This window comes from Candidatus Accumulibacter phosphatis (assembly GCF_000024165.1).
Lineage (GTDB): Bacteria > Pseudomonadota > Gammaproteobacteria > Burkholderiales > Rhodocyclaceae > Accumulibacter > Accumulibacter phosphatis.
This window is the reverse complement of the sequence record NC_013194.1, coordinates 1299494-1320461: the sequence shown is the minus strand read 5'-3', so window position 1 is coordinate 1320461 and position 20968 is coordinate 1299494. Positions and strand designations below refer to the sequence as shown.

The window sequence follows — 20968 nt, the reverse complement described above, 5'->3', positions numbered from 1 at the left end:
GAACGCGCGCCTTGGTGGAAACGATTTCGGGACTCACTTTTTCAGACCTACAGGAGATGACCCACATGCAAAAGAAACTCATCGCGCTGGCCGTTGCCAGCCTGGCCTCCGGCGCAGCGCTGGCCCAGACCAACGTCACCGTTTACGGTGTTGCGGATGTTGGCTACGTGTATAGCGCGGGCGGCGCTGGTCGCGACCCTGTTACGGGGCTCAAGATTCCTGGAAACAACAAGTTCAGCGGCCTCGCGGGCGGGGGCGTGACTGCGGGTAACCGTCTCGGTTTCAAGGGTGAGGAAGCGCTCGGCAACGGCCTCAAGGCCGTATTCACGCTTGAATATGGCCTGAACATGGATAACAACTCCGGCCTTGGCAATACGGGTGGCCTGGACGCACGCCAGCAGTTCGTCGGCCTGGCCAGCAATTACGGAACGCTGTCGCTCGGTCGCCAGTACGCTCCGGGCTTCAACGCCACGATAAACAACGACGCCCTCGAAGTCACGGACCTCAGCCTCGTGTCCAACCTCAGCGTCTATGCCGGCAACTCGATCACCCCGAACAGCCCGGCTCGCTACAACAACTCCATTGCCTACACCAGCAACAATCTGGCTGGGTTCACGGTCAGTGCGATTTACGGCTTTGGCGAGGCGACGAACCCCTTCACCAACGCCAGCCTTGGTACTTATAACGATAAACTCGTGACCGTCAGCGACAGCGGCAAGGTGGGACTTGGCCTCAACTACGCCAACGGCCCTATCAACCTCGACGCTGTGTACCAGGCCCGCCAGAATGTCGTCGTTGCCGTCCCGAACCCACCCGGTTTCGGTAAGGATGTTAACGAGTGGTATTTGGGCGGTAGCTGGGACTTCAAGATCGTCAAGGCCTACGCAAGCTACCAGGCGCTGGACAACAACAACCGCGGCGTCATTGCCCTTCCCGTTGGTTGCTGTCTCGCCAAGAGTAACGACCTGTGGACCGTCGGCCTCAGCGCACCGATCGGCAACGGGTCGGTCGCCGTGAGCTACGGCAAGCTGTCCGTCGACAACAGGAATGCACCCGACGGCGATAGCTGGGGCTGGGGCGCCATGTACCAGCACAACCTGTCGAAGCGCACGGCGCTGTACGTGGCCTACCAGTACATCGATAACGACAAGTACTCTGTACCCGCGCAGTCGCAGTCGGCCGGTGGTGGCGAGGGTATCGGCGTCTTGGGCGAAAGTAACTACGCGCTTGGAGCCGGCATCCGTCACAGCTTCTGATCGTCGTTCAATCGCTTCGCAGAATCGACGGGCGCTTCAGCGCCCGTTTTCTTGTCGCTGTGCCTTCGGGAAAGTATTGCGCCAGAGGGCCTCAGCCGCTATACTGCGCGGCTTTCGATCCATTCATCAGCCTTTCATAGGGACCCAAATTCATGGCCAATAGCGCACAAGCTCGCAAGCGGGCCCGCCAAGCCGTCAAGCAACGCGCCCACAACGCCAGCCTGCGCTCCACCCTGCGCACTGCCGTCAAGCGCGTGCAAAAGGCAATCGTGGCGGGCGACAAGGCCGCCGCCCAGAGCATCTTCCGGGAATCGGTGTCGACCATCGACCGCATCGCCGACAAGAAGATCATTCACAAGAACAAGGCCTCTCGCCACAAGAGCCGCCTCGCCGCCCAGATCAAGGGCCTCGCTGCCTAGTCGGTCGGCGGCAGTGCGGGAACAGTAGCGGCGCCTGCGGGCGCCGTTGTCGTTTTCGCCGCCCGGGGTTCCGGCAATCCCGTCGCCGCCCCGTCATCCCGAAAACCTCCCGGGGGAGACCACGCGCAGCGGTGGCGATCGCCTTGCGCGGCCCCCAGTTGATCCAAGGTATAATGGCGGTATGGGCAGGGAATATTAGATCGTGCTAATATCGATATTGTGATGAGGATTGCTATGTCTGCGGTGAAGATGGATATGGAACAGGCTCGCTTCAACATGATCGAGCAACAGATCCGCCCCTGGGAGGTTCTCGATCCCGAGGTGCTCGACATTCTCGCGACGGTCAAGCGTGAGGATTTCGTTCCGGCCGCGCACCGGGCACTGGCTTTTGCGGACCTCGAACTGCCGATCGGCAACGGTCAGACCATGCTCCAGCCGAAGATCGATGCCCGCGTTCTCCAGGAAGTGAACGTAAGGAGCACCGACATCGTCCTTGAGGTCGGTACCGGTAGTGGCTACATGGCCGCCCTCCTGGCGGCGAATGCGGAGTACGTCCATACGGTCGAGATCGATCCCGTCCTGGCGGAAACCGCCCGGCACAACCTTCGGCAGGCGGGCATCACCAATGTCAGCGTCGAAGTCGGAGACGCTTCGCAAGGCTGGTCGGCGTCGTCACCCTACGACGTCATCGTCATCTCCGGCGCGCTCCGCGAATTGCCGGAGGCGTTTCTCCAACAACTGAAGCCTGGGGGTCGACTGGTGGCGTTCATCGGCGAGCCGCCGGTGATGGAGGCCCAGCTGGTCACCCGCACAGGCGACAGGGCGTTCACCACCATCAACCTTTTCGAAACCGTGGTCGCACCACTGAGCAGCAGGAAGCGCCCGCGCTTCGTTTTCTGACGCCCGGCGTGGATCGAGCAGCGGGGTTCGGCGGTCCACCCGGCGCCCGCGCGGCGCACACCCCGCCGTTCGGTCTTGAACATTGCGGGCGGCGTCGATGCCCGGCTGCACGACACTGCTGATCCGGCGCGATGCACAAGTACCGAAAGTGAGTTAGCTGCATGCCTCTGAAACCGCGTGTCCGCAAGTCGAGCGTCGCGCTGCTTGCTCTTTGCGCCGCCATTCCGGCGTTCGCCGCCGATCTGGTGCACGTCTATCGCGAAGCCCTGGCCTACGACGCGCAGTACGCCGCTGCCCGCGCCACCGCTGAAGCAGGCCGCGAGAAGCAACCGCAGGCGCTTGCCGGCTTGTTGCCGACGATCGGCGCGACCGGCAACACCTTCTGGAATGACAGCACCTTCGACAGCAAGGCCGGGGCGGCGACCTTGCACGAGCGCAACAAGTACAACAGCAACGCCTATAGCGTCAACCTGACGCAGCCGCTGTTCCGCTGGCAGAATTTCGTTCAGTACGACCAGTCCAAGCTGCTGGTCATGCAGAGCGAAGCCAATTTTGCCCAGGCCGGCCAGGATCTGATCGTCCGCGTCGCCCAGGCCTACTTTGACGTCCTCTTCGCCATCGAGAACCTGCGCGCGGTTCAGGCCAACAAGACGGCAATTGCCCAGCAGCTCGAGCAGGCCAAGAAAAACTTCGAGGTCGGTACGGCGACGATCACCGACACCTACGAGTCCCAGTCGCGCTTCGACCTGGCGACCGCCCAGGAGATCGCCGCCGACAGCGAACTCGAGGTCAAGCGCTACGCGCTACGCGTGTTGATCGGCAAGGATCCGGGCGAACTGAATCGGCTGAAGCCGAAGGCGGTGATGGAAGCACCGCAGCCGGCCAGCATGGAACCCTGGGTCGAGGCGGCCGAACGCGACAGCTTCGTCGTCCAGGCGCAGCAGGCCGCTGCCGAAGCCGCGAACAAGACGATCGAGATCAACCGGGCCGGCCACTACCCGACGCTCGATGTCGTCGCCAACTACGGGACCAACAATGGCCCCGGCCAGTTCGGCATCGGCGAAATCGACACGACGACACGCCAGGTCGGTCTGCAACTCAATATTCCCCTTTTCCAGGGTGGCGCCGTCAACTCGCGAACCCGCGAGGCGATCGCGAGACGCGATGCCGAGCGGGCGACTCTCGACAGCGCCAAGCGAAACGCGGCATTGAATTCGCGCCAAGCCTATCTCGGCGTGGTCAATGGCCTGGCCGAAGTGAGGGCGCTGGAAGCCGCGCTGGTTTCGAGTCTCAGTTCGCTCGACTCGAACCGGCTCGGCTATGAGGTGGGCGTGCGCATCAACATCGACGTCCTCAATGCCGAAAACCAGGTATACGTGACGCGGCGCGATCTCGCACGCGCCCGTTTCAACACCCTGCTTTCGCAACTCAAGCTCAAGGCGGCGGTCGGCTCGCTCGCCGAAGCTGACCTGGAACGTATCAACGTCCTTTTCGAAGCGCCATGAGCCGCTGAACCAGCTGCATGCTGCGCAGCGTCGCACCGCGATGCGCCTGGCTGAACGTCGTGGCGGCTGCGCGCATCCCCAGGAGCCGCTGCCGATCGTTGAGCAGATCGCGCGTGGCAGCCGCCGCCGCGACGGCATCGGACACGCGCCGCGCCGCGCCACAGGCGATGGCATCCTCACTCGCCTGCGCGAAGTTGAAGCTGTGCGGGCCAAGTACCACCGGGCAGCCGCAGGCGGCCGCCTCGATGAGATTCTGCCCACCGAAGGGCAGCAGCGTGCCGCCAACCAGGGCCAGATCGGCCAGGGTGTAGTAGGCGGCCATTTCTCCCATGCTGTCGCCCAGCCAGACCCGCGTGCCGCTGCTCGGCAGCGTGCCGTCGCTGCGCCGGCAGAAAGGCAGCCGGCGTTCGTCGATAAGCGCGGCGACCTCGGCGAAGCGTTGCGGATGGCGCGGTACCAGGAGAAGCAGCAGTTCGGGAACGTGGAGCCCACTGAAGGCATCGAGGATCAGCGCCTCTTCGCCCTCGCGGGTGCTGGCGGCAAGCCACACCGGGCGGGCGCCGAGCGCCTGCCGCCACAGCGCTCCCTGTTGCAGCTTTTCCGGCGCCGGTGCGACGTCGAATTTCAGGTTGCCGCACACGCTCACGTCGACGGCGCCGAGCTGCCGCAGACGCTCGGCGTCAGCCGCGGTCTGTGCGGCGACACCACTCAGCGATGCCAACGCCGGCCCGATCAGGCTCTTCAGCCGCGCATAGCCGCGCAGTGAGCGGGCCGAGAGGCGGGCGTTGATCAAGGCCACCGGCAGACGCCGTCGCGCCGCCGCCGCGATCACGTTCGGCCACAGTTCGGTTTCCATCAGCAGCCCGACGCGTGGTTTGAAATGATCGAGAAAACGCCCGCAGGCGCCCGGCAGATCGTACGGCAGGTAAGCTTGCATCACCCGCCCGGGGTAGCGGGCCAGCAACTCACCACCGGTGGCCCGGCCGGTAGGCGTCATATGCGTCAGCAGCAGGCCGTGCTCCGGATACTGCTCCAGCAAGGCCGCGATCAGCGGCTCGGCGGCACGCGTCTCGCCGACCGAGACCGCGTGCACCCAAAGCAGCGGTGCCGGCGACGCCGGCGGGTAGTAACCATGCCGCTCGCCAAGATGCTGCAGATACTCCGGCTGCCGGCGCGCCCGCCACAACAGACGCAGCCAGACCAGCGGTATCGCCAGGTAGAAAAGCGTCGAGTAGATCAGGCGGGGCATCAGCGCAACGCCTGCTCGGCAACCGTCATGACCTCGGCGACCGAAGGGGGAGCACCGGTTCGCCCGAGATTGCGGACGAAGCCGCTGCCGTACACCCCGGTGAGCGCCGGCTCGGTCGCTACGTAGAGCGCGATGGTCGGCACGCTCAGGGCAGCGGCGAGGTGCGCCAGCCCGGTATCGACGCCAATCGCCAGACGCGCGCGTGCTGTCAACGCGGCGATCTGCGGCAGACTCAGCGGCGGCGCGACGACGGCGCCGGTGGCCACGGCGGCGATACGCTCCACCCGCTGGCGTTCGACCGGGCTGCCGGCCGGCAGGACCGGCGTCAGCCCGCGATCGAGCAAGGCTCTGGCCAAGTCGCACCAGTGCCCTTCGTTCCACAGCTTGTCGTCGCGGCTGGTTGCCGTCAAGAGGACGACGAGCCGATCGCCGGCGCACCAGCCGCTGTCGATGGGCGGCGCCGCTATCCCGTAGTCGAGCGGCAGATCGACCGGGTAATCGAAGGCGGCGGCGGCCAGCCAGCGGTTGCGCTGCACGGCATGCACATTGCGGGGAATGACGAAGGTGGCATCGTAGAAACGTGCCGCCAGGGGTTCGCGTGCCGCCTCGGCCGCGTAACCGCAGCGCCTGCCATGCGCCTGACTGACGATCAGCGCGCTCTTCAGCAAACCTTGCGTATCGAGAACGGCGTCGTAGTCGCTCTCGCCAAGTCGCCGGCGAAAACCGGCCAGTTCGCGCCAGGTGGCGAGGCGGCCGAGAGTCCGGCGCCAGCGCCTGATGGCGACCGGTATGATCTGATCGACGCCCGGGTGCAATCGGGGAATGTCGGCAAAGACTTCCTCGACGCACCAGTCGATCTGCACGCCGGGAAAACAGCGGCGCAGGTCGCTGACCACCGGCAGGTTGTGGATTACATCACCGAGCGACGAAGTCTTTACCAGTAGGATGCGCATCGGTGGGCCAGGGTGTGTGAGATGGGCGGCAGCCGCAAGACGCGCATTATAGGAGATGACGGCAAACCGCTATAATCCCGCCGCCCGCATCCACTTCTCGGCGCGCCCACTCCTCATGGAGACACTGTCAATGACCCCCCCTGTGATTCGCCCCGTCATCCTTTGCGGAGGATCCGGAACTCGCCTGTGGCCGATGTCACGAACGCATTACCCGAAGCAGTTTCTTCGCCTGGCGGACGAGTTTTCCCTGCTCCAGAACACGCTGCGCCGGCTCGACGGACTGCCGGGACTCGCCGGCACCATCGCCGTCGCCAACGAGAACCATCGCTTCCTGGTCGCCGAGCAGCTTCTCGAGATCGGGCTGCGTGCCGACATCCTGCTCGAACCGGCAGCGCGCAATACGGCGCCGGCCGTCGCCGCGGCCGCGCTGCACGCCCTCGGCAAGGCGAATACGCCGGTACCCCCCCTGCTTCTGGTGCTCCCCTCGGATCACGTGATCACCAACGTGGCGGCCTTGCAGGCGGCGATCAGGGCGGCCATTCCACACGCCAGTTCCGGGTCGCTGGTCACCTTTGGCGTCGTGCCCGACCGTCCCGAAACCGGTTACGGATACATCCGCCGCGGTCCGCCCGTCGCCGGCGGCTATGCCCTCGACCGGTTCGTCGAGAAGCCCAATGCCACAACGGCGCAGGCCTACCTGGATTCCGGGGATTACTACTGGAACAGCGGCATGTTCATGTTCCGCGCCGATTGCTACCTGGATGCGCTGGACCGTTTTGCCCCGGGAATTCACGAGTCGGTTGCCACAGCCCTGGCCGATGCCAGTCACGATCTCGACTTCCTGCGCCTCGATCACACCGCCTTCAGCAGCAGCCCGTCGGACTCGATCGACTATGCGGTAATGGAAAAGACCGACCGCGGCGTCGTCATCCCGCTCGATGCCGGCTGGAACGACATCGGTGCCTGGGATGCGCTCGCTACGCTGGGTCTCGCCGATCGGAACGGCAATACCGAGCGCGGCGACGTGCATAGCGTGGACACCGAGAACTGCGTGCTGCTCTCCGAGGGACGACTGCTCACCACCGTCGGGGTCAGGAACCTGATCGTCGTGGCCACGCCGGACGCGGTGCTGGTGGCCGACAAGTCGAAAGCCCAGGACGTCAAGACGCTGGTTGCCGAATTGAAGCTCGGAGCCCGCGGCGAGATCGAGTTCAGGCACATCGTGCATCGCCCCTGGGGAAGCTACGAGGGACTGGCCAATGGCCCGCGCTATCAGGTCAAGCGCATCCTCGTCAAGCCGGGCGCCAGCCTCAGTCTGCAGAAGCACCATCATCGCGCCGAGCACTGGGTCGTCGTCAAGGGCACGGCGGTGATCGCGCGCGGCGACGAATCGCTGCTGCTGTCGGAGAACCAGTCGACGTACATCCCGCTCGGCGTCGTTCATCGGCTCGAGAACCCGGGCAAGATCGACCTCGAAATCGTCGAGGTGCAGTCCGGCAGCTATCTGGGTGAGGATGATATCGTCCGCCTGGAGGACAGCTACGGCCGCTAGACGCGATCGCCGGAAGCACACCGTGACGCGTCGGTCACGGCCCTCCCCTTTTCCCAATTCTCCTGGAAGGAGCGCGACATGATTCTGGTTACCGGCGGCGCCGGCTTCATCGGAGCAAACTTCGTTCTCGACTGGCTGGCGCAGAGCGACGAGGCGATCGTCAACCTCGACAAGCTGACCTATGCGGGCAATCGCGAAAACCTGTCCTCGCTGGCCGGTGACCCACGCCACATCTTCGTGCACGGCGACATCGGCGACGCCGCCTTGACGAGCCAGCTGCTTGCCCGCCATCAGCCGCGCGCCATCGTCAATTTCGCCGCCGAATCCCATGTCGACCGATCGATTCACGGCCCGGAAGACTTTATCCAGACCAATATCGTCGGCAGCTTCCACCTGCTGGAAGCCACCCGCGGCTACTGGGGCAGCCTGCCGGACGAGGCCCAGAGACGCTTCCGCTTTCTCCACGTCTCGACCGACGAGGTCTATGGCTCGCTCGCCAGAGACGAGCCCGCCTTCAGCGAACTCCACCGCTATGAACCCAACAGTCCCTATTCGGCAAGCAAGGCGGCGAGCGACCATCTGGTGCGAGCCTACCATCACACCTATGGCCTGCCGGTGTTGACCACAAACTGTTCGAACAACTACGGCCCCTACCATTTTCCCGAGAAGCTGATCCCGCTGGTGATCGTCAATGCCCTCGCCGGCAAGCCCTTGCCGGTCTATGGCGACGGCCAGCAGATTCGCGACTGGCTCTACGTCAGGGATCACTGCAGTGCCATCCGGCGCGTGCTCGATGCCGGTCGCCCCGGTGAAACCTACAACATCGGCGGCTGGAACGAGAAGCCCAACCTCGACATCGTGCACACGGTTTGTCTCCTGCTCGACGAACTGCGCGCGCGCGGCGACGGCAAGCCGTACCGTGACCAGATCGTTTACGTCGCCGACCGGCCTGGCCACGACCGGCGCTACGCCATCGACGCCCGCAAGATCGAAAGCGAACTGGGCTGGCGGCCTGCCGAGACCTTCGCCAGCGGAATTCGCAAGACCGTGCAGTGGTACCTGGAGAACCAGGACTGGGTCAGGAACGTGCAGTCCGGCGCCTATCGCGAATGGGTCGAGAAGAACTACCAGGGACGCGACCAATGAAGATCCTGCTGTTCGGCAAGCGCGGCCAGGTTGGCTGGGAACTGCAGCGCAGTCTGGCACCGCTCGGCCAGGTCGTCGCACTCGACTGCGAAGGGGATGGCAGCCTGTGCGGCGATTTCAGCAATCTCGCCGGTCTGGCCGTCTGCGTACGCGAAGTCGCGCCCGACGTCATCGTCAATGCCGCCGCTCATACCGCAGTGGACAAGGCCGAAGCGGAACCGGATCTGGCCAGCACCATCAACGCGCGCGCGCCCGCCGTGCTGGCCGAGGAAGCCGCCCGGCTGGGTGCCTGGCTGGTCCATTACTCGACGGACTACGTGTTCGACGGCAGCGGCGAAACGCCGTGGCTGGAAACGGATACCCCCGCTCCGCTCGGCGTCTATGGCCAGACCAAACTGGCCGGCGAACTGGCCATTGGCCATCGTTGCGACAAGCACCTGATCTTCCGCACCAGCTGGGTGTACGCCGCACGCGGCAACAACTTCGCCCGGACGATGCTGCGTCTGGCGGCGGAGCGCGATCATCTGCGCGTCATCGCGGACCAGATCGGTGCGCCGACCGGCGCCGAACTCCTCGCCGATGTCACCGCACATGCGATTCGCAGCGCTCGTCAGCGCCCCGAACTCGCCGGTCTCTATCACCTGGCTGCCGGCGGCGAGACCAGCTGGCATGGCTACGCCCGACATGTCGTCGAGCAGGCGCGACGAGCCGGCCAGCCGATTCGCGTTGCCGCGGAGGCTGTCGAGGCGGTGCCGGCTAGTGCCTATCCGCTGCCGGCGCCTCGGCCCGCCAACTCGCGCCTGGATACCGGCAAGCTGCGGTCCGCTTTCGCCCTGAACCTGCCCGATTGGCAGAGCGGTGTAGACCGGATGCTCGAGGAGATCCTCGGACAACAGTGAACTGGCCGATGGCGACCACTGCCCGGGACGCACCGGCGCTCAGCCGCGGTCAGCGGCGGTCAGGCAAAGCGCACCCCGGCCGGGAATCGTGGGATGATAGTGGCCTTCTGGCCGCGGCCTTGACGGGGGTCTCACTTGCTCTGGTGGTTGGCGTATATCACGCTGGGCCTGTTTACCGGCTTCTTTGCCGGCATGCTCGGTATTGGCGGCGGACTGGTGATGGTCCCTGCGCTGACCATGATGTTCGCTGCCCAGGCTGCCTTTCCGGGTTCCGAGATTCTCCATCTCGCGCTCGGCACGTCGATGGCGACGATCCTGTTCACTGCCCTCGCCAGCCTGCGTGCGCACCACCGGCACGGCGCCGTGCTGTGGCGGGTGGTCGGTCAGATCACGCCGGGGATTCTCCTCGGGACCTTGCTTGGCACCTTGTTCGCGTCGAGCATCCCGGCCCGGCCGCTGGCCATCTTCTTCACGGCCTTCGTGTGCCTGGTGGCAGTGCAGATGATCCTCAATCTGAAGCCCAAGCCGTCGCGCGACTTGCCCGGTGCGGCGGGCGTCATTGCGGTCGGTGTCGGCATTGGCGCGCTGTCGGCGCTGGTCGCCATCGGTGGTGGCTCGCTCACCGTACCTTTCCTCACCTGGTGCAACGTGCGCGTGCAGCATGCCATCGGCACGTCGGCTGCCGTCGGCTTTCCGATTGCCATCGGCGGCTCGCTGGGCTACATCTACAACGGCTGGGGACACCCCGGGCTGCCGGAGTGGAGCCTTGGCTACATCTACCTGCCCGCCTTCGTCTGGCTCGTGCCGTCGAGCATGCTGATTGCACCGCTCGGTGCGCGCCTGGCGCACCGCTTGCCGGTAGCCACACTGAAGCGCCTCTTCGCCGTCGTGCTGATCGCGCTCGCCGCCAAGATGCTGTGGGGCCTGTTCGCCTGACGAAGGCGATCAGCGACCACGGAAGTTCGGCTGGCGTTTCTCGATGAACGCCGCCAGGCCTTCGCGGTAGTCTTCCGTTTCGAGAAAGGCGAAGGACGCCCGCAGTTCATCCTCGCTTAGCGGAACGTCATGCTGCAGACGGCGTATCCACTGCTTGTGCCAGCGCGCGACCAGAGGTGCGCCGGCGCAGATGCGACGCGCGCTGGCGTACGCTTCGGCAGCGACTTCGTCGTCGGCGACAACACGCGTGACGAGCCCCTTGGCCAGGGCCTCGACGGCGCCAAGGATCCGCCCTTCGAGCAGGATTTCGAGCAGCGTCGCCGAGCCGACCAGACGCAGCAGCGCTTCCATTTCCGCAGGATACATCGAGAAGCCGAGCTTGTTGATAGGCGCGCCGAAGCGTGAGGACGCACCGCAAATGCGCAGGTCGCACTGCGCGGCAAGCTCCAGCCCACCGCCGATACAGGGCCCCTGGATCAGCGCGATCGTCGGATGGCGGCAGGTGAACAGTGCCAGCAAGGCGGCACCTGCCTGCGCGTGGTAGGCCATCGCGTGCTCGAGGGTGTCGCGCTTGCTGGCGAACTCGCCGATGTCGCCACCGGCGGCAAACGCCTGGTCGCCTTCCCCACGCACGATCACGCAACGGAGTTCCTCGTCGTCCGACAACTCGCCGACAATCGCGGCCAGCTCCTGCCACATCGCGTGGTCGATGGCGTTGAGCTTGCCCGGATTGGCGAGAGTGACCGTCGCAATGGTCGACTCGCGGCGACACAGAATGCGACCGCTCATGCCGGCACCTCATGCTGCGAAATGCTTCTGACGAGCGCGCGCCGCACCGACAGGATGTGATCGTGCATCGCCGTCTGTGCGGCCACCGCGTCACCGGCCTTGATCGCATCGAGAATGACGCGATGTTCGATCAAGGACTGCTCCAGACGACCGTCGATACTCAACGACAGCAGACGTGTCAACTTGAGTACCTTGCGCAGGTCCTGGATCACCTGTCGCAACCAGCGGTTGCCGGCCATCAACTGGATCTGGGAGTGGAACTCCTGATTGGCCTCGAAGAATCGCTCGATCTGATTGTTCTCGGCAAAACGCTCGAGTTGCCGGTGAATGGCCTCGAGCCTGGCGATCTCCGCGGCCTGCGCCCGGCCGGTCGCCTCCAGCGCACAACGGCCTTCGAGCATGGCCATCAGGGGAAGAATCTCGTCCAGATCCTGCTCGGAGATCTCGGTGACGAAGCAACCCCGGCGGGGCCTCAGCGTCACCAGCCCTTCGGCCGCCAGGACCTTCAAGGCTTCCCGCAAGGGCGTCCGGCTGATGCCGTAATCGATTGCCAGACCCTGCTCGTCGATGCGCGTTCCCGGCGGTATCTGGTGCGCGAAAATCCGCTGGCGCAGTCTCTCGGCAACCTCCTGGTAAAGGGCAGTCTGCGCTATACGACTCGGAGCCATCGATCTTTTCTTGCCGACTTGTTCAGGGTCACCATCGGACCTTGCTTTCATAATTATGGATACAGTATTATTCGCAGGGCGGGGTGTCAAGCGTTTCAGCTGGCTCTGACTCGGCATGATTCTCCAAGTCGGTATGATTCTTGCGTCGAAGGCGGGAGCGCCGCCTCAATCCACAGATTTCGTGAAAGGTTCCGTCATGTCCAACGCGAACAATGCAACGCCACTGGTTTCTCCAAACATCGAGGCCTGGAAAAAGGCCGCCACCAAATCCGCACCGGGTGGCAACATCGAAGCATTGAACTGGGTCACCCCTGAGGGTATTGTCGTCAAGCCTTTGTATACCAAGGCGGATGTCGAAGGGCTCCAATACACCGATACGCTGCCGGGTCTGGCGCCTTTCGTGCGCGGCCCGCAGGCGACGATGTACGCCGTACGTCCATGGACCATCCGTCAGTACGCCGGTTTCTCAACCGCCGAAGCATCGAACGCTTTCTACCGCAAGGCGCTGGCCGCCGGCGGTCAAGGCGTTTCGGTCGCCTTCGACCTGGCCACCCACCGCGGCTACGACTCCGACCATCCGCGCGTCACCGGCGACGTCGGCAAGGCCGGTGTGGCGATCGATTCCGTCGAAGACATGAAGATCCTGTTCGACGGCATCCCGCTCGAAAAGATCTCGGTGTCGATGACGATGAACGGCGCCGTCCTGCCCATCCTCGCCGGCTACATCGTCGCCGCCGAAGAACAGGGCGTACCCCAGGAAAAGCTGTCGGGGACCATTCAGAACGACATCCTCAAGGAGTTCATGGTCCGCAACACCTACATCTACCCGCCCAAGCCGTCGATGAAGATCATCTCCGACATCATCGGCTACACCGCGCACCACATGCCCAAGTTCAACTCGATCTCGATCTCCGGTTACCACATGCAGGAAGCCGGAGCGACTCAGGCGCTCGAACTCGCATTCACCCTCGCTGACGGCCGCGAGTACGTGAAGACGGCAATCGCTTCCGGCCTCGACGTGGACGAGTTTGCCGGCCGACTGTCGTTCTTCTTCGCCATCGGCATGAACTTCTACCTGGAAGTCGCCAAGCTGCGGGCGGCGCGCCTGCTGTGGTGGAAGATCATGCAGGAATTCTCGCCGAAGAGCCCGAAGTCGATGATGTTGCGCACGCACTGCCAAACCTCCGGCTGGTCGCTCACCGAACAGGATCCCTACAACAACGTCGTGCGCACGACCATCGAGGCGATGGCGGCGGTCTTTGGCGGCACCCAGTCGCTGCACACCAATGCCCTCGACGAAGCGATCGCGCTGCCGACCGAGTTTTCGTCGCGCATTGCCCGCAACACGCAACTCGTGATCCAGGAAGAGACACACATTACCAACGTCATCGATCCCTGGGCCGGCTCCTACATGATGGAAAAACTCACCCAGGATCTCGTCGACGAGGCCTGGAAGCTCATCGAGGAAGTCGAGGCCATGGGCGGCATGACGCACGCCGTCGAATCGGGCTGGGCAAAGATGAAGATCGAGGGCTGTGCCGCCGATAAACAGGCGCGCATCGACTCCGGCAAGGATGTGATCGTCGGCGTCAACAAGTACAAGCTGGCCAAGGAAGATGCGATCGACATTCGCGACATCGACAACAACGCCGTGCGCGATTCGCAGATCGCCCGTCTCAAGCAGGTTCGTGCCGCCCGCGATACCGACAAGGTCAACGCGGCACTTGCCGATCTGGCGCGCTGCGCCGAAACCGGCGAAGGCAATCTCCTCGAGTTCGCGGTCAACGCCATGCGCCTGCGCGCGTCGGTCGGCGAAGTCTCCGACGCCATGGAAAAGACCTTCGGTCGTTTCCGCGCCACGCAGCAGACCGTTTCCGGCGTCTATGGCGCGGTCCTCGAAGGCATGGCAAGCTGGGAATCGCTGAAAGCCGAGATCGCCAAGTTCAACGAGGACGAAGGCCGTCGGCCACGCATCATGATCGCCAAGCTCGGACAGGATGGTCACGACCGTGGTGCCAAGGTCGTAGCCACCGCCTTTGCCGACCTCGGCTTCGACATCGACGTCGGCCCGCTCTTCCAGACCCCCGAGGAAGCGGCACGCCTGGCGATCGAAAACGACGTGCACGCCGTTGGCGTCTCGTCGCTCGCCGCCGGTCACAAGACGCTGCTGCCGGCGCTGGTTCAGGCACTCAAGGATCAGGGCGCCGACGACATCATCGTTTTCGCCGGTGGCGTCATCCCGGCGCAGGACTATGACTTCCTCTTCCAGGCTGGCGCCAAGGCCATCTTCGGCCCGGGAACGCGAATCGAAGATTCGGCAATGACCGTCCTGACGGAGATCCGCAAGGCACGTTCGCACGCTCCAGCCTGAGCAACAAGCTCGTACCAACGTTTGGTTAGGGACATGACCAGCACCTCTGCCACCAGCCTGTCGGCTGCCGACCAGCATCTCGTGGAAGGGGTGCTGGCCGGTCGTCGGCGAGCGCTGGCCAAGACCATCACGCTCGTCGAATCGACGCACCACGATCATCAGCGGCGTGCCCGCCAGGTATTGACGGCACTGCTGCCGCACACCGGCCGGACGATTCGCGTCGGCATCTCCGGTGCCCCGGGCGCCGGCAAGTCGACCTTCATCGAGACTCTCGGCCTCTATTTGATCGAAGCCGGCAAGCGCGTCGCCGTGCTCGCCGTCGATCCCTCGTCGTCGGTTTCCGGCGGCTCGATTCTCGGCGACAAGACGCGTATGGAGTTCCTGTGCCAGCGCGACGAGGCATTCATCCGGCCCAGCCCGTCGTCCGGCTCGCTGGGCGGCGTCGCCGACAAGACGCGCGAAGCGATGCTGGTCTGCGAAGCAGCGGGTTTCGACGTGATCATCGTCGAGACGGTCGGCGTCGGGCAGTCCGAGACGACTGTCGCCGGCATGGTCGATATCTTTGTCCTGCTGCAGTTGCCCAACGCCGGCGACGACCTGCAGGCGATCAAGAAGGGCATCGTCGAAATCGCCGACCTGGTGGTCTTCAACAAGGCCGATATCGACGAACGCGCCGCGGCTTTTGCCCGCGGCCAGATGAAGGCCGCACTGACCATGCTGCGCAGCGCCAGCCCGAACTGGCGGCCGCCGGTCCTCACCGTCAGCGCGCTCGCCAAGCGCGGCATCAGCGAATTCTGGGCCGAGATCGAACGTTACCAGACGACGATGACGGCCAGCGGCGAGTTCGAAGAGAAGCGCCGTCGACAGGCCGTCGACTGGATGTGGAATCTGATCGACTCGGGCCTGCGTCACTATTTCCGTTCGCATCCGGCAGTCCGCTCGGCGCTGCCGGAACTCTCGGCAGACGTCGCCGAAGGGCGAACGACGCCCGGAGCAGCCGCTTCACGACTGCTGACCTATCTAAAGCACTGACTCTTGGCTATTGCAACGAAACCTCCGACTTGTTTGTAGTTCTGATTGACGCGACCGTTAGGGAGTAGAACATATGCATGACATTATTCGCCAGCTAGCAGAAAAGCGCGCGGCGGCCTGTCTGGGTGGTGGCCAGAAGCGCATCGACAACCAGCACAGCAAGGGCAAACTGGCTGCCCGCGAGCGCATCGAGCTCCTGCTCGACAGTGGTTCTTTCGAAGAGTGGGACATGTTCAAGGAGCACCGCTGCAACGACTTCGGCATGGCCGAACAGTCGGTGCCCGGTGACGGCGTCGTGATCGGCTGCGGCACGATCAACGGTCGCCTGATGTTCGTCTTCTCGCAGGACTTCACCGTCTTCGGGGGCTCGCTCTCGGAAGCGCATGCCGAGAAGATCTGCAAGGTCATGGATCATGCGATCAAGGTCGGTGCGCCGGTGATCGGTCTCAACGACTCGGGCGGTGCGCGCATCCAGGAAGGCGTGGCTTCGCTCGCCGGTTACGCCGATGTCTTCCAGCGCAACGTTCTCGCCTCCGGCGTCGTACCGCAGATCTCCCTGATCATGGGACCGTGCGCGGGTGGTGCGGTCTACAGCCCGTCGATGACGGACTTCATCTTCATGGTCAAGGACTCGTCGTACATGTTCGTCACCGGCCCGGAAGTGGTCAAGACGGTGACGCATGAAGACGTCACTTCCGAAGAACTCGGGGGCGCGATCACGCACACGACCAAGTCCGGCGTCGCCGATCTGGCTTTCGAGAACGACGTCGAAGCCCTGATGATGATTCGCCGCTTCATCAGCTTCCTGCCGTCGAACAACCGCGAAAAGCCACCGCGCCTGCCGTCGCAGGATCCGGCCGAACGTCTCGACTTCTCGCTCGACACGCTGGTCCCGGACAACGCCAACAAACCGTACAACATCAAGGAACTGATCATCAAGGTCGCCGACGACGGTGACTTCTTCGAACTGCAACGCGAGTACGCCAAGAACATCGTCATCGGCTTCGCGCGCATGGACGGTTCCACCGTCGGCATCGTCGCCAACCAGCCGCTCGTGCTGGCCGGCTGCCTGGACATCAAGAGCTCGATCAAGGCCGCCCGCTTCGTGCGCTACTGCGACGCCTTCAACATCCCGGTGGTGACCTTCGTCGACGTTCCCGGCTTCATGCCCGGTACCGCACAGGAGTACGGCGGCATCATCAAGCACGGGGCGAAATTGCTCTACGCCTACGCCGAATGCACGGTGCCGAAGATCACCGTGATCACCCGCAAGGCCTACGGCGGTGCCTACGACGTGATGGCCTCGAAGCACCTGCGCGGCGATGTCAACTTCGCGTGGCCATCGGCCGAAATCGCGGTCATGGGACCGAAAGGCGCGGTCGAGATCATCTTCCGCGAGGAGAAGAACGACCCGGCCAAACTGGCGGCGCGCGAGGCCGAATACAAGGCCAAGTTCGCCAACCCCTTCGTCGCCGGCGCACGTGGCTTCATCGACGACGTCATCATGCCCAACGAGACCCGCAAGCGCATCTGCCGCTCTCTGGCAATGCTGCGCAACAAACAGCTGGAAAACCCGTGGCGCAAACACGGCAACATTCCGCTTTGATCGACGGGGAGAAATAGAGATGTTCAAGAAAATTCTGATCGCCAACCGCGGCGAGATCGCCTGCCGGGTCATGAAGACCGCCAAGAAAATGGGCATCAAGACGGTCGCGGTCTATTCCGAGGCCGACAAGGACTCGATGCACGTACTGATGGCCGACGAAGGCGTATGTATCGGCCCCGCCGCCTCCAAGGAATCGTATCTGGTGATCGACAAGATCATCGCCGCCTGCCAGGCGACTGGTGCCGAGGCGGTACACCCCGGCTACGGCTTCCTCTCCGAGAACGAAGAGTTCTCCCGCCGCCTCGAGGATAACGGCATCATCTTCATCGGCCCGAAGCATTATTCGGTCGCCGCGATGGGCGACAAGATCGCTTCCAAGAAGCTGGCGATGGAAGCGAAGGTCAACACCATCCCTGGCTACAATGCCGAGATCGCCGACTCGCCACAGGCCGTCGAAATCGCCAAGGGAATCGGCTACCCGGTGATGATCAAGGCGTCCGCCGGCGGCGGCGGCAAGGGACTGCGCGTCGCCTTCAACGACAAGGAAGCCTTCGAGGGCTTCGAGGCCTGCCGCAACGAAGCCCGCAACAGCTTCGGCGACGACCGCGTGTTCATCGAGAAATTCGTCGAAGGCCCGCATCACATCGAGATCCAGGTGATCGCCGATTCCTTCGGCAACACCGTCTACCTGCTCGAGCGCGAGTGTTCGATCCAGCGGCGGCACCAGAAGGTCCTCGAGGAAGCCCCCTCGCCGTTCATCGACGACACGATCCGCAAGGCGATGGGCGAGCAGGCGGTGGCACTCGCCAAGGCCGTCAACTACCAGAGCGCAGGCACCGTCGAGTTCGTCGTCGGCTCGGACAAGTCGTTCTACTTCCTGGAAATGAACACCCGCCTGCAGGTCGAGCATCCGGTCACCGAGATGATCACCGGCGTCGATCTCGTCGAACTGATGATCCGCGTTGCCGCCGGCGAACCCCTGCCGTTCAAGCAGGAGGACATCAAGCCGAACGGCTGGGCGATCGAATGCCGGATCAACGCCGAGGATCCCTTCCGCGGCTTCCTGCCTTCCGTCGGCCGCCTGGTCAAGTACCGGCCGCCGGAGACCGTCGAAGGTCAGGTCCGGGTCGACACCGGCGTCTTCGAAGGCGGCGAGATCTCGATGTACTACGACTCGATGATCGCCAAGCTGATCTGCCACGGCGGCACCCGCGACCAGGCGATCGCCAGACTGCGTGACGCGCTCAACGCGTTCGTGATTCGCGGCATCGATTCGAACATTCCCTTCCAGGCGGCGCTGATGCAGAATCCGCGCTTCCTTTCGGGCGTGTTCACCACGGCCTTCCTCGCCGAAGAGTATCCGGATGGCTTCGTTGCCGCCGACGTGGTGCATGACGATCCGGGGCTTCTCGCCGCATTGGCGGCCTTCGGCCGTCGCCGCTATATCGATCGCGCCGTCCAGGTCAGCGGCCAGATGGCCGGCCACCAGCGCAAGGTCGGCGACGAGTGGGTCGTGCAGATGGAGGGCAAGGACTACCCTGTGGTGGTGAAACCGATCCCCGGCGGCTACTCGGTGACGCACGGCGCCGACCGCTACGACCTGGTTTCCGACTGGAAATTCGGCGAACTCGTTTTCCACGGCACCTGTAACGGTGCGCCGATCTGTCTGCAACTCGAACGCATCGGTCTGCTCTATCGTGTCGTGCACTTCGGCAAGCAGGTCAAGGCGACGGTGATGACCGCCAACGCTGCCCGCATGCTGGCACTGATGCCCAAGAAGCTGCCACCGGACCTCTCGAAGTTCCTGCTCTCACCGATGCCCGGCTTGCTGCGCGAAGTGTCGGTCGTCGCCGGACAGCAGGTCAGTGCCGGCGAGAAGCTGGCCGTCATCGAAGCGATGAAGATGGAAAACGTCCTCAAGGCCGAACTCGACTGCAAGGTCAAGAAGGTCGTCGCTGCACCCGGCGAGAGCCTGTCGGTGGATCAGGTGATCATCGAGTTCGAATGAGTCTGGTTTGGCTGTATGCCTGGCTCCCCATGGAAGCCCGCCGCAAGGCGGGCTTTTTGTTCTGGCGGCAAGGAACCCCTGAAACCACCGCCGCTGCAGGCGGCCGTGCCGTCGCCGACTAACCGGCGTCTCGAGCAAGCTCTTCCGCGGCCTCGGTGAACCCGAGGACCCACTCCAGCGCCTCGATCTGGCATCTGTTGACGGCGTTCAGGTCGAAGCCACAATCTGCGGCCAGGGTCTCGATCGACGCTTGATCACCACTCTCGCAGGCCAACGCCAGTTCGAGATAGCCGGCAAATTTTCCCTGGTGATTGAGCAGCGCATTCGACACTTCCGGTGGCAGCGTGAACTTCTCCACGGCGTGTTGCATCGACATGCGAAACAGCTTGTCGATCATCGACAGGACGCCGACAACGAACAGCTGGCTGCATTCCAGCGTGTTCAGGCGCCCGGCGGCGAGCACCTCCATGAAGCGCCCGCGCACGAGGGCCGTTTCGCGCCAGGCGTTTTCCATCGGCTGCCTGTCTTCCGGGCGATGACTGGAAAACAGCAGCAGCGTTACCCAGCGGTAGAGTTCGTCGTAGCCGAGGTAGGTGATGGCCTGCTTCAGATCGCTGATCGGCGCGCGCAGACGAATGGCAGGCGAATTCACGACGCGCAGCAGACGCAACACCAGTGTCGGGTCGGACCATGCCTTTTCCGCGAGTTCGTCGTGATTGGCCTGCCGGCGAATCGCATTGAGCAGTTCCATCGCTGCCACCTTGTACGGGGGAAGATCGACGTTGCCTTCCGCCTCCTCGCTACAACTGATGAAGTCACCGTGGAAATACCCGAAGCGCATCTTGCGGCAAGCGTGGTACATCTCGATGAAGTCGACGTTCATTGCCATCAGCGGCTTCTGCTGGTGGCGGCCCGACAGCCGGCGTTGCACGTCGAGGAGATCGGGTGGCGCCATCTGGCCCACGTCGACCGTGACGTAGTCCGCCAAAGCCGCCAATCCGTCGTCGCCGTCCATGAGATCGTGGGCGCAGGCAAGGGAAAACCCGAGTTCGCGCAGCCGGGTCATACCGGCAAGCAGCGTGCTCGGCGAACCCGGGCTACCCTCATCGTGCCAGGCAATCTGCAGCACGACGTTACGCCGTGGCAGGCTGGCCAGCGCCGGGTGGTCGATGATCCCGATACCCACCGGCAGAAACACCAGACGCTGCATGAGGAGGGCATCCAGCCTCGCCTGCGCAAACTGCCAAAGCAGGACATCACCGAAAAGCTTGCGCGACGTCGCCTGCCATTGGTGGGCATGCAGCGCTCGATGCCTCTCCACGGTGAGTTCATACGCAACCACGCGCTGTTCGCGATCGAGTATCGGCCGATGCCGCAGATACGTCTGGCTTTCCGGCCGGCCGACATCGGGCCTGCCCACATCGGCGACGGCGACTTTGGCCACCGGCGGGACCTCGGCAGGCGCGTTCCCGGTCTTCGTGCGAAAAAACGACAGCAGGCCTCTGAACATCGGTTTCCTCCACTCCCGGGTGTGCTCTTGTCATTCCCGCGGGCCATCACGCGCGCAGCGCAGAGAGTATATGTGGCGCCGTCAACGGTGGTCAATCGACGATTGACCACCGGCAGACCAGGCAGACCCGGCAAAGCCCTCTCTTCGGGTCACCTCTCTGTCCCGTAAC

The 20968-nt window shown here is 63.8% G+C and carries 17 protein-coding genes; 12 read left to right on the top strand and 5 right to left on the bottom strand.

What is annotated here, in order from left to right:
• Positions 1-14: 14 nt before the first annotated feature.
• The 4 genes from CAP2UW1_RS05735 to CAP2UW1_RS05720 all read left to right on the top strand — a co-directional run bounded on the left by CAP2UW1_RS05735 (position 15) and on the right by CAP2UW1_RS05720 (position 4080).
• Entirely contained in the window at positions 15-1256 is a 1242-nt protein-coding gene (locus tag CAP2UW1_RS05735; RefSeq protein WP_199931579.1) for a porin, read from the top strand.
• A gap of 152 nt (positions 1257-1408) precedes the next feature.
• Positions 1409-1675 carry a 30S ribosomal protein S20 gene (gene rpsT / locus CAP2UW1_RS05730; protein ID WP_015765718.1) on the top strand — a complete coding sequence of 89 codons (267 nt, stop codon included), beginning with the start codon at positions 1409-1411 and terminating at the stop codon, positions 1673-1675.
• A gap of 249 nt (positions 1676-1924) precedes the next feature.
• On the top strand, positions 1925-2575 hold the full coding sequence (locus CAP2UW1_RS05725) for a protein-L-isoaspartate O-methyltransferase family protein (protein ID WP_041568173.1): 651 nt from the start codon (positions 1925-1927) through the stop codon (positions 2573-2575).
• Between the two features lie 161 nt (positions 2576-2736).
• A complete protein-coding gene (locus tag CAP2UW1_RS05720; RefSeq protein WP_015765716.1) occupies positions 2737-4080 on the top strand; it encodes a TolC family outer membrane protein in 1344 nt (447 codons plus the stop codon).
• Here CAP2UW1_RS05720 and waaA read toward each other — a convergent pair.
• Positions 4055-5329: a lipid IV(A) 3-deoxy-D-manno-octulosonic acid transferase gene (gene waaA / locus CAP2UW1_RS05715; protein ID WP_015765715.1), complete on the bottom strand. Its 1275-nt coding sequence runs from the start codon at positions 5327-5329 to the stop codon at positions 4055-4057. The genes CAP2UW1_RS05720 and waaA overlap by 26 nt on opposite strands.
• The gene (gene waaC / locus CAP2UW1_RS05710) at positions 5329-6282 is read right to left on the bottom strand and encodes a lipopolysaccharide heptosyltransferase I (protein ID WP_015765714.1); all 954 of its coding nucleotides are present in this window, start codon (positions 6280-6282) and stop codon (positions 5329-5331) included. Before waaC ends, waaA begins: the two co-directional genes overlap by 1 nt.
• A gap of 130 nt (positions 6283-6412) precedes the next feature.
• Between waaC and CAP2UW1_RS05705 the strand changes: the two genes are divergently transcribed.
• From CAP2UW1_RS05705 to CAP2UW1_RS05690, 4 genes are all read left to right on the top strand, one after another.
• Positions 6413-7834: a mannose-1-phosphate guanylyltransferase/mannose-6-phosphate isomerase gene (locus CAP2UW1_RS05705; protein ID WP_015765713.1), complete on the top strand. Its 1422-nt coding sequence runs from the start codon at positions 6413-6415 to the stop codon at positions 7832-7834.
• Positions 7835-7912: 78 nt separating this feature from the next.
• The gene (gene rfbB, locus CAP2UW1_RS05700; RefSeq protein ID WP_015765712.1) at positions 7913-8980 is read left to right on the top strand and encodes a dTDP-glucose 4,6-dehydratase; all 1068 of its coding nucleotides are present in this window, start codon (positions 7913-7915) and stop codon (positions 8978-8980) included.
• Positions 8977-9879, top strand: coding sequence for a dTDP-4-dehydrorhamnose reductase (rfbD, locus tag CAP2UW1_RS05695; protein WP_015765711.1), 903 nt, complete (start codon positions 8977-8979; stop codon positions 9877-9879). Before rfbB ends, rfbD begins: the two co-directional genes overlap by 4 nt.
• Positions 9880-10014: 135 nt before the next feature.
• A complete protein-coding gene (locus CAP2UW1_RS05690; RefSeq protein ID WP_015765710.1) occupies positions 10015-10815 on the top strand; it encodes a sulfite exporter TauE/SafE family protein in 801 nt (266 codons plus the stop codon).
• A 9-nt stretch (positions 10816-10824) separates the two neighbouring features.
• Here CAP2UW1_RS05690 and CAP2UW1_RS05685 read toward each other — a convergent pair whose 3' ends face one another.
• Both CAP2UW1_RS05685 and CAP2UW1_RS05680 read right to left on the bottom strand, forming a co-directional pair.
• Complete coding sequence (locus tag CAP2UW1_RS05685) at positions 10825-11604, bottom strand: enoyl-CoA hydratase/isomerase family protein (protein WP_015765709.1); 780 nt, start codon at positions 11602-11604, stop codon at positions 10825-10827.
• Entirely contained in the window at positions 11601-12272 is a 672-nt protein-coding gene (locus tag CAP2UW1_RS05680; protein WP_015765708.1) for a GntR family transcriptional regulator, read from the bottom strand. The genes CAP2UW1_RS05685 and CAP2UW1_RS05680 overlap by 4 nt, the downstream gene beginning before the upstream one ends.
• Before the next feature lie 196 nt (positions 12273-12468).
• On the opposite strand from CAP2UW1_RS05680, the gene scpA reads away from it, so the two are divergent.
• From scpA to accC, 4 genes are all read left to right on the top strand, one after another.
• Complete coding sequence (gene scpA / locus CAP2UW1_RS05675; RefSeq protein ID WP_015765707.1) at positions 12469-14643, top strand: methylmalonyl-CoA mutase; 2175 nt, start codon at positions 12469-12471, stop codon at positions 14641-14643.
• A gap of 33 nt (positions 14644-14676) precedes the next feature.
• Positions 14677-15675, top strand: coding sequence for a methylmalonyl Co-A mutase-associated GTPase MeaB (gene meaB, locus CAP2UW1_RS05670; protein ID WP_015765706.1), 999 nt, complete (start codon positions 14677-14679; stop codon positions 15673-15675).
• Positions 15676-15748: 73 nt separating this feature from the next.
• Positions 15749-17281 (top strand): acyl-CoA carboxylase subunit beta, encoded by a 1533-nt coding sequence (locus tag CAP2UW1_RS05665; RefSeq protein WP_015765705.1) that lies wholly within the window; start codon positions 15749-15751, stop codon positions 17279-17281.
• A 19-nt stretch (positions 17282-17300) separates the two neighbouring features.
• Positions 17301-19289 carry an acetyl-CoA carboxylase biotin carboxylase subunit gene (gene accC, locus CAP2UW1_RS05660; RefSeq protein WP_015765704.1) on the top strand — a complete coding sequence of 663 codons (1989 nt, stop codon included), beginning with the start codon at positions 17301-17303 and terminating at the stop codon, positions 19287-19289.
• Positions 19290-19407: 118 nt separating this feature from the next.
• Here the strand turns inward: accC and CAP2UW1_RS05655 are convergent, their stop codons facing one another.
• Complete coding sequence (locus tag CAP2UW1_RS05655; protein WP_015765702.1) at positions 19408-20799, bottom strand: EAL and HDOD domain-containing protein; 1392 nt, start codon at positions 20797-20799, stop codon at positions 19408-19410.
• Positions 20800-20968: the final 169 nt, after the last annotated feature.

Coding starts and splice junctions, on each gene's coding strand:
- rpsT (WP_015765718.1), top strand. CDS start 1,409: ATGGCCAATAGCGCACAAGCTCGCAAGCGGGCCCGCCAAGCCGTCAAG.
- CAP2UW1_RS05725 (WP_041568173.1), top strand. CDS start 1,925: ATGGATATGGAACAGGCTCGCTTCAACATGATCGAGCAACAGATCCGC.
- CAP2UW1_RS05720 (WP_015765716.1), top strand. CDS start 2,737: ATGCCTCTGAAACCGCGTGTCCGCAAGTCGAGCGTCGCGCTGCTTGCT.
- waaA (WP_015765715.1), bottom strand. CDS start 5,329: ATGCCCCGCCTGATCTACTCGACGCTTTTCTACCTGGCGATACCGCTG.
- waaC (WP_015765714.1), bottom strand. CDS start 6,282: ATGCGCATCCTACTGGTAAAGACTTCGTCGCTCGGTGATGTAATCCAC.
- CAP2UW1_RS05705 (WP_015765713.1), top strand. CDS start 6,413: ATGACCCCCCCTGTGATTCGCCCCGTCATCCTTTGCGGAGGATCCGGA.
- rfbB (WP_015765712.1), top strand. CDS start 7,913: ATGATTCTGGTTACCGGCGGCGCCGGCTTCATCGGAGCAAACTTCGTT.
- rfbD (WP_015765711.1), top strand. CDS start 8,977: ATGAAGATCCTGCTGTTCGGCAAGCGCGGCCAGGTTGGCTGGGAACTG.
- CAP2UW1_RS05685 (WP_015765709.1), bottom strand. CDS start 11,604: ATGAGCGGTCGCATTCTGTGTCGCCGCGAGTCGACCATTGCGACGGTC.
- CAP2UW1_RS05680 (WP_015765708.1), bottom strand. CDS start 12,272: ATGGCTCCGAGTCGTATAGCGCAGACTGCCCTTTACCAGGAGGTTGCC.
- scpA (WP_015765707.1), top strand. CDS start 12,469: ATGTCCAACGCGAACAATGCAACGCCACTGGTTTCTCCAAACATCGAG.
- meaB (WP_015765706.1), top strand. CDS start 14,677: ATGACCAGCACCTCTGCCACCAGCCTGTCGGCTGCCGACCAGCATCTC.
- CAP2UW1_RS05665 (WP_015765705.1), top strand. CDS start 15,749: ATGCATGACATTATTCGCCAGCTAGCAGAAAAGCGCGCGGCGGCCTGT.
- accC (WP_015765704.1), top strand. CDS start 17,301: ATGTTCAAGAAAATTCTGATCGCCAACCGCGGCGAGATCGCCTGCCGG.
- CAP2UW1_RS05655 (WP_015765702.1), bottom strand. CDS start 20,799: ATGTTCAGAGGCCTGCTGTCGTTTTTTCGCACGAAGACCGGGAACGCG.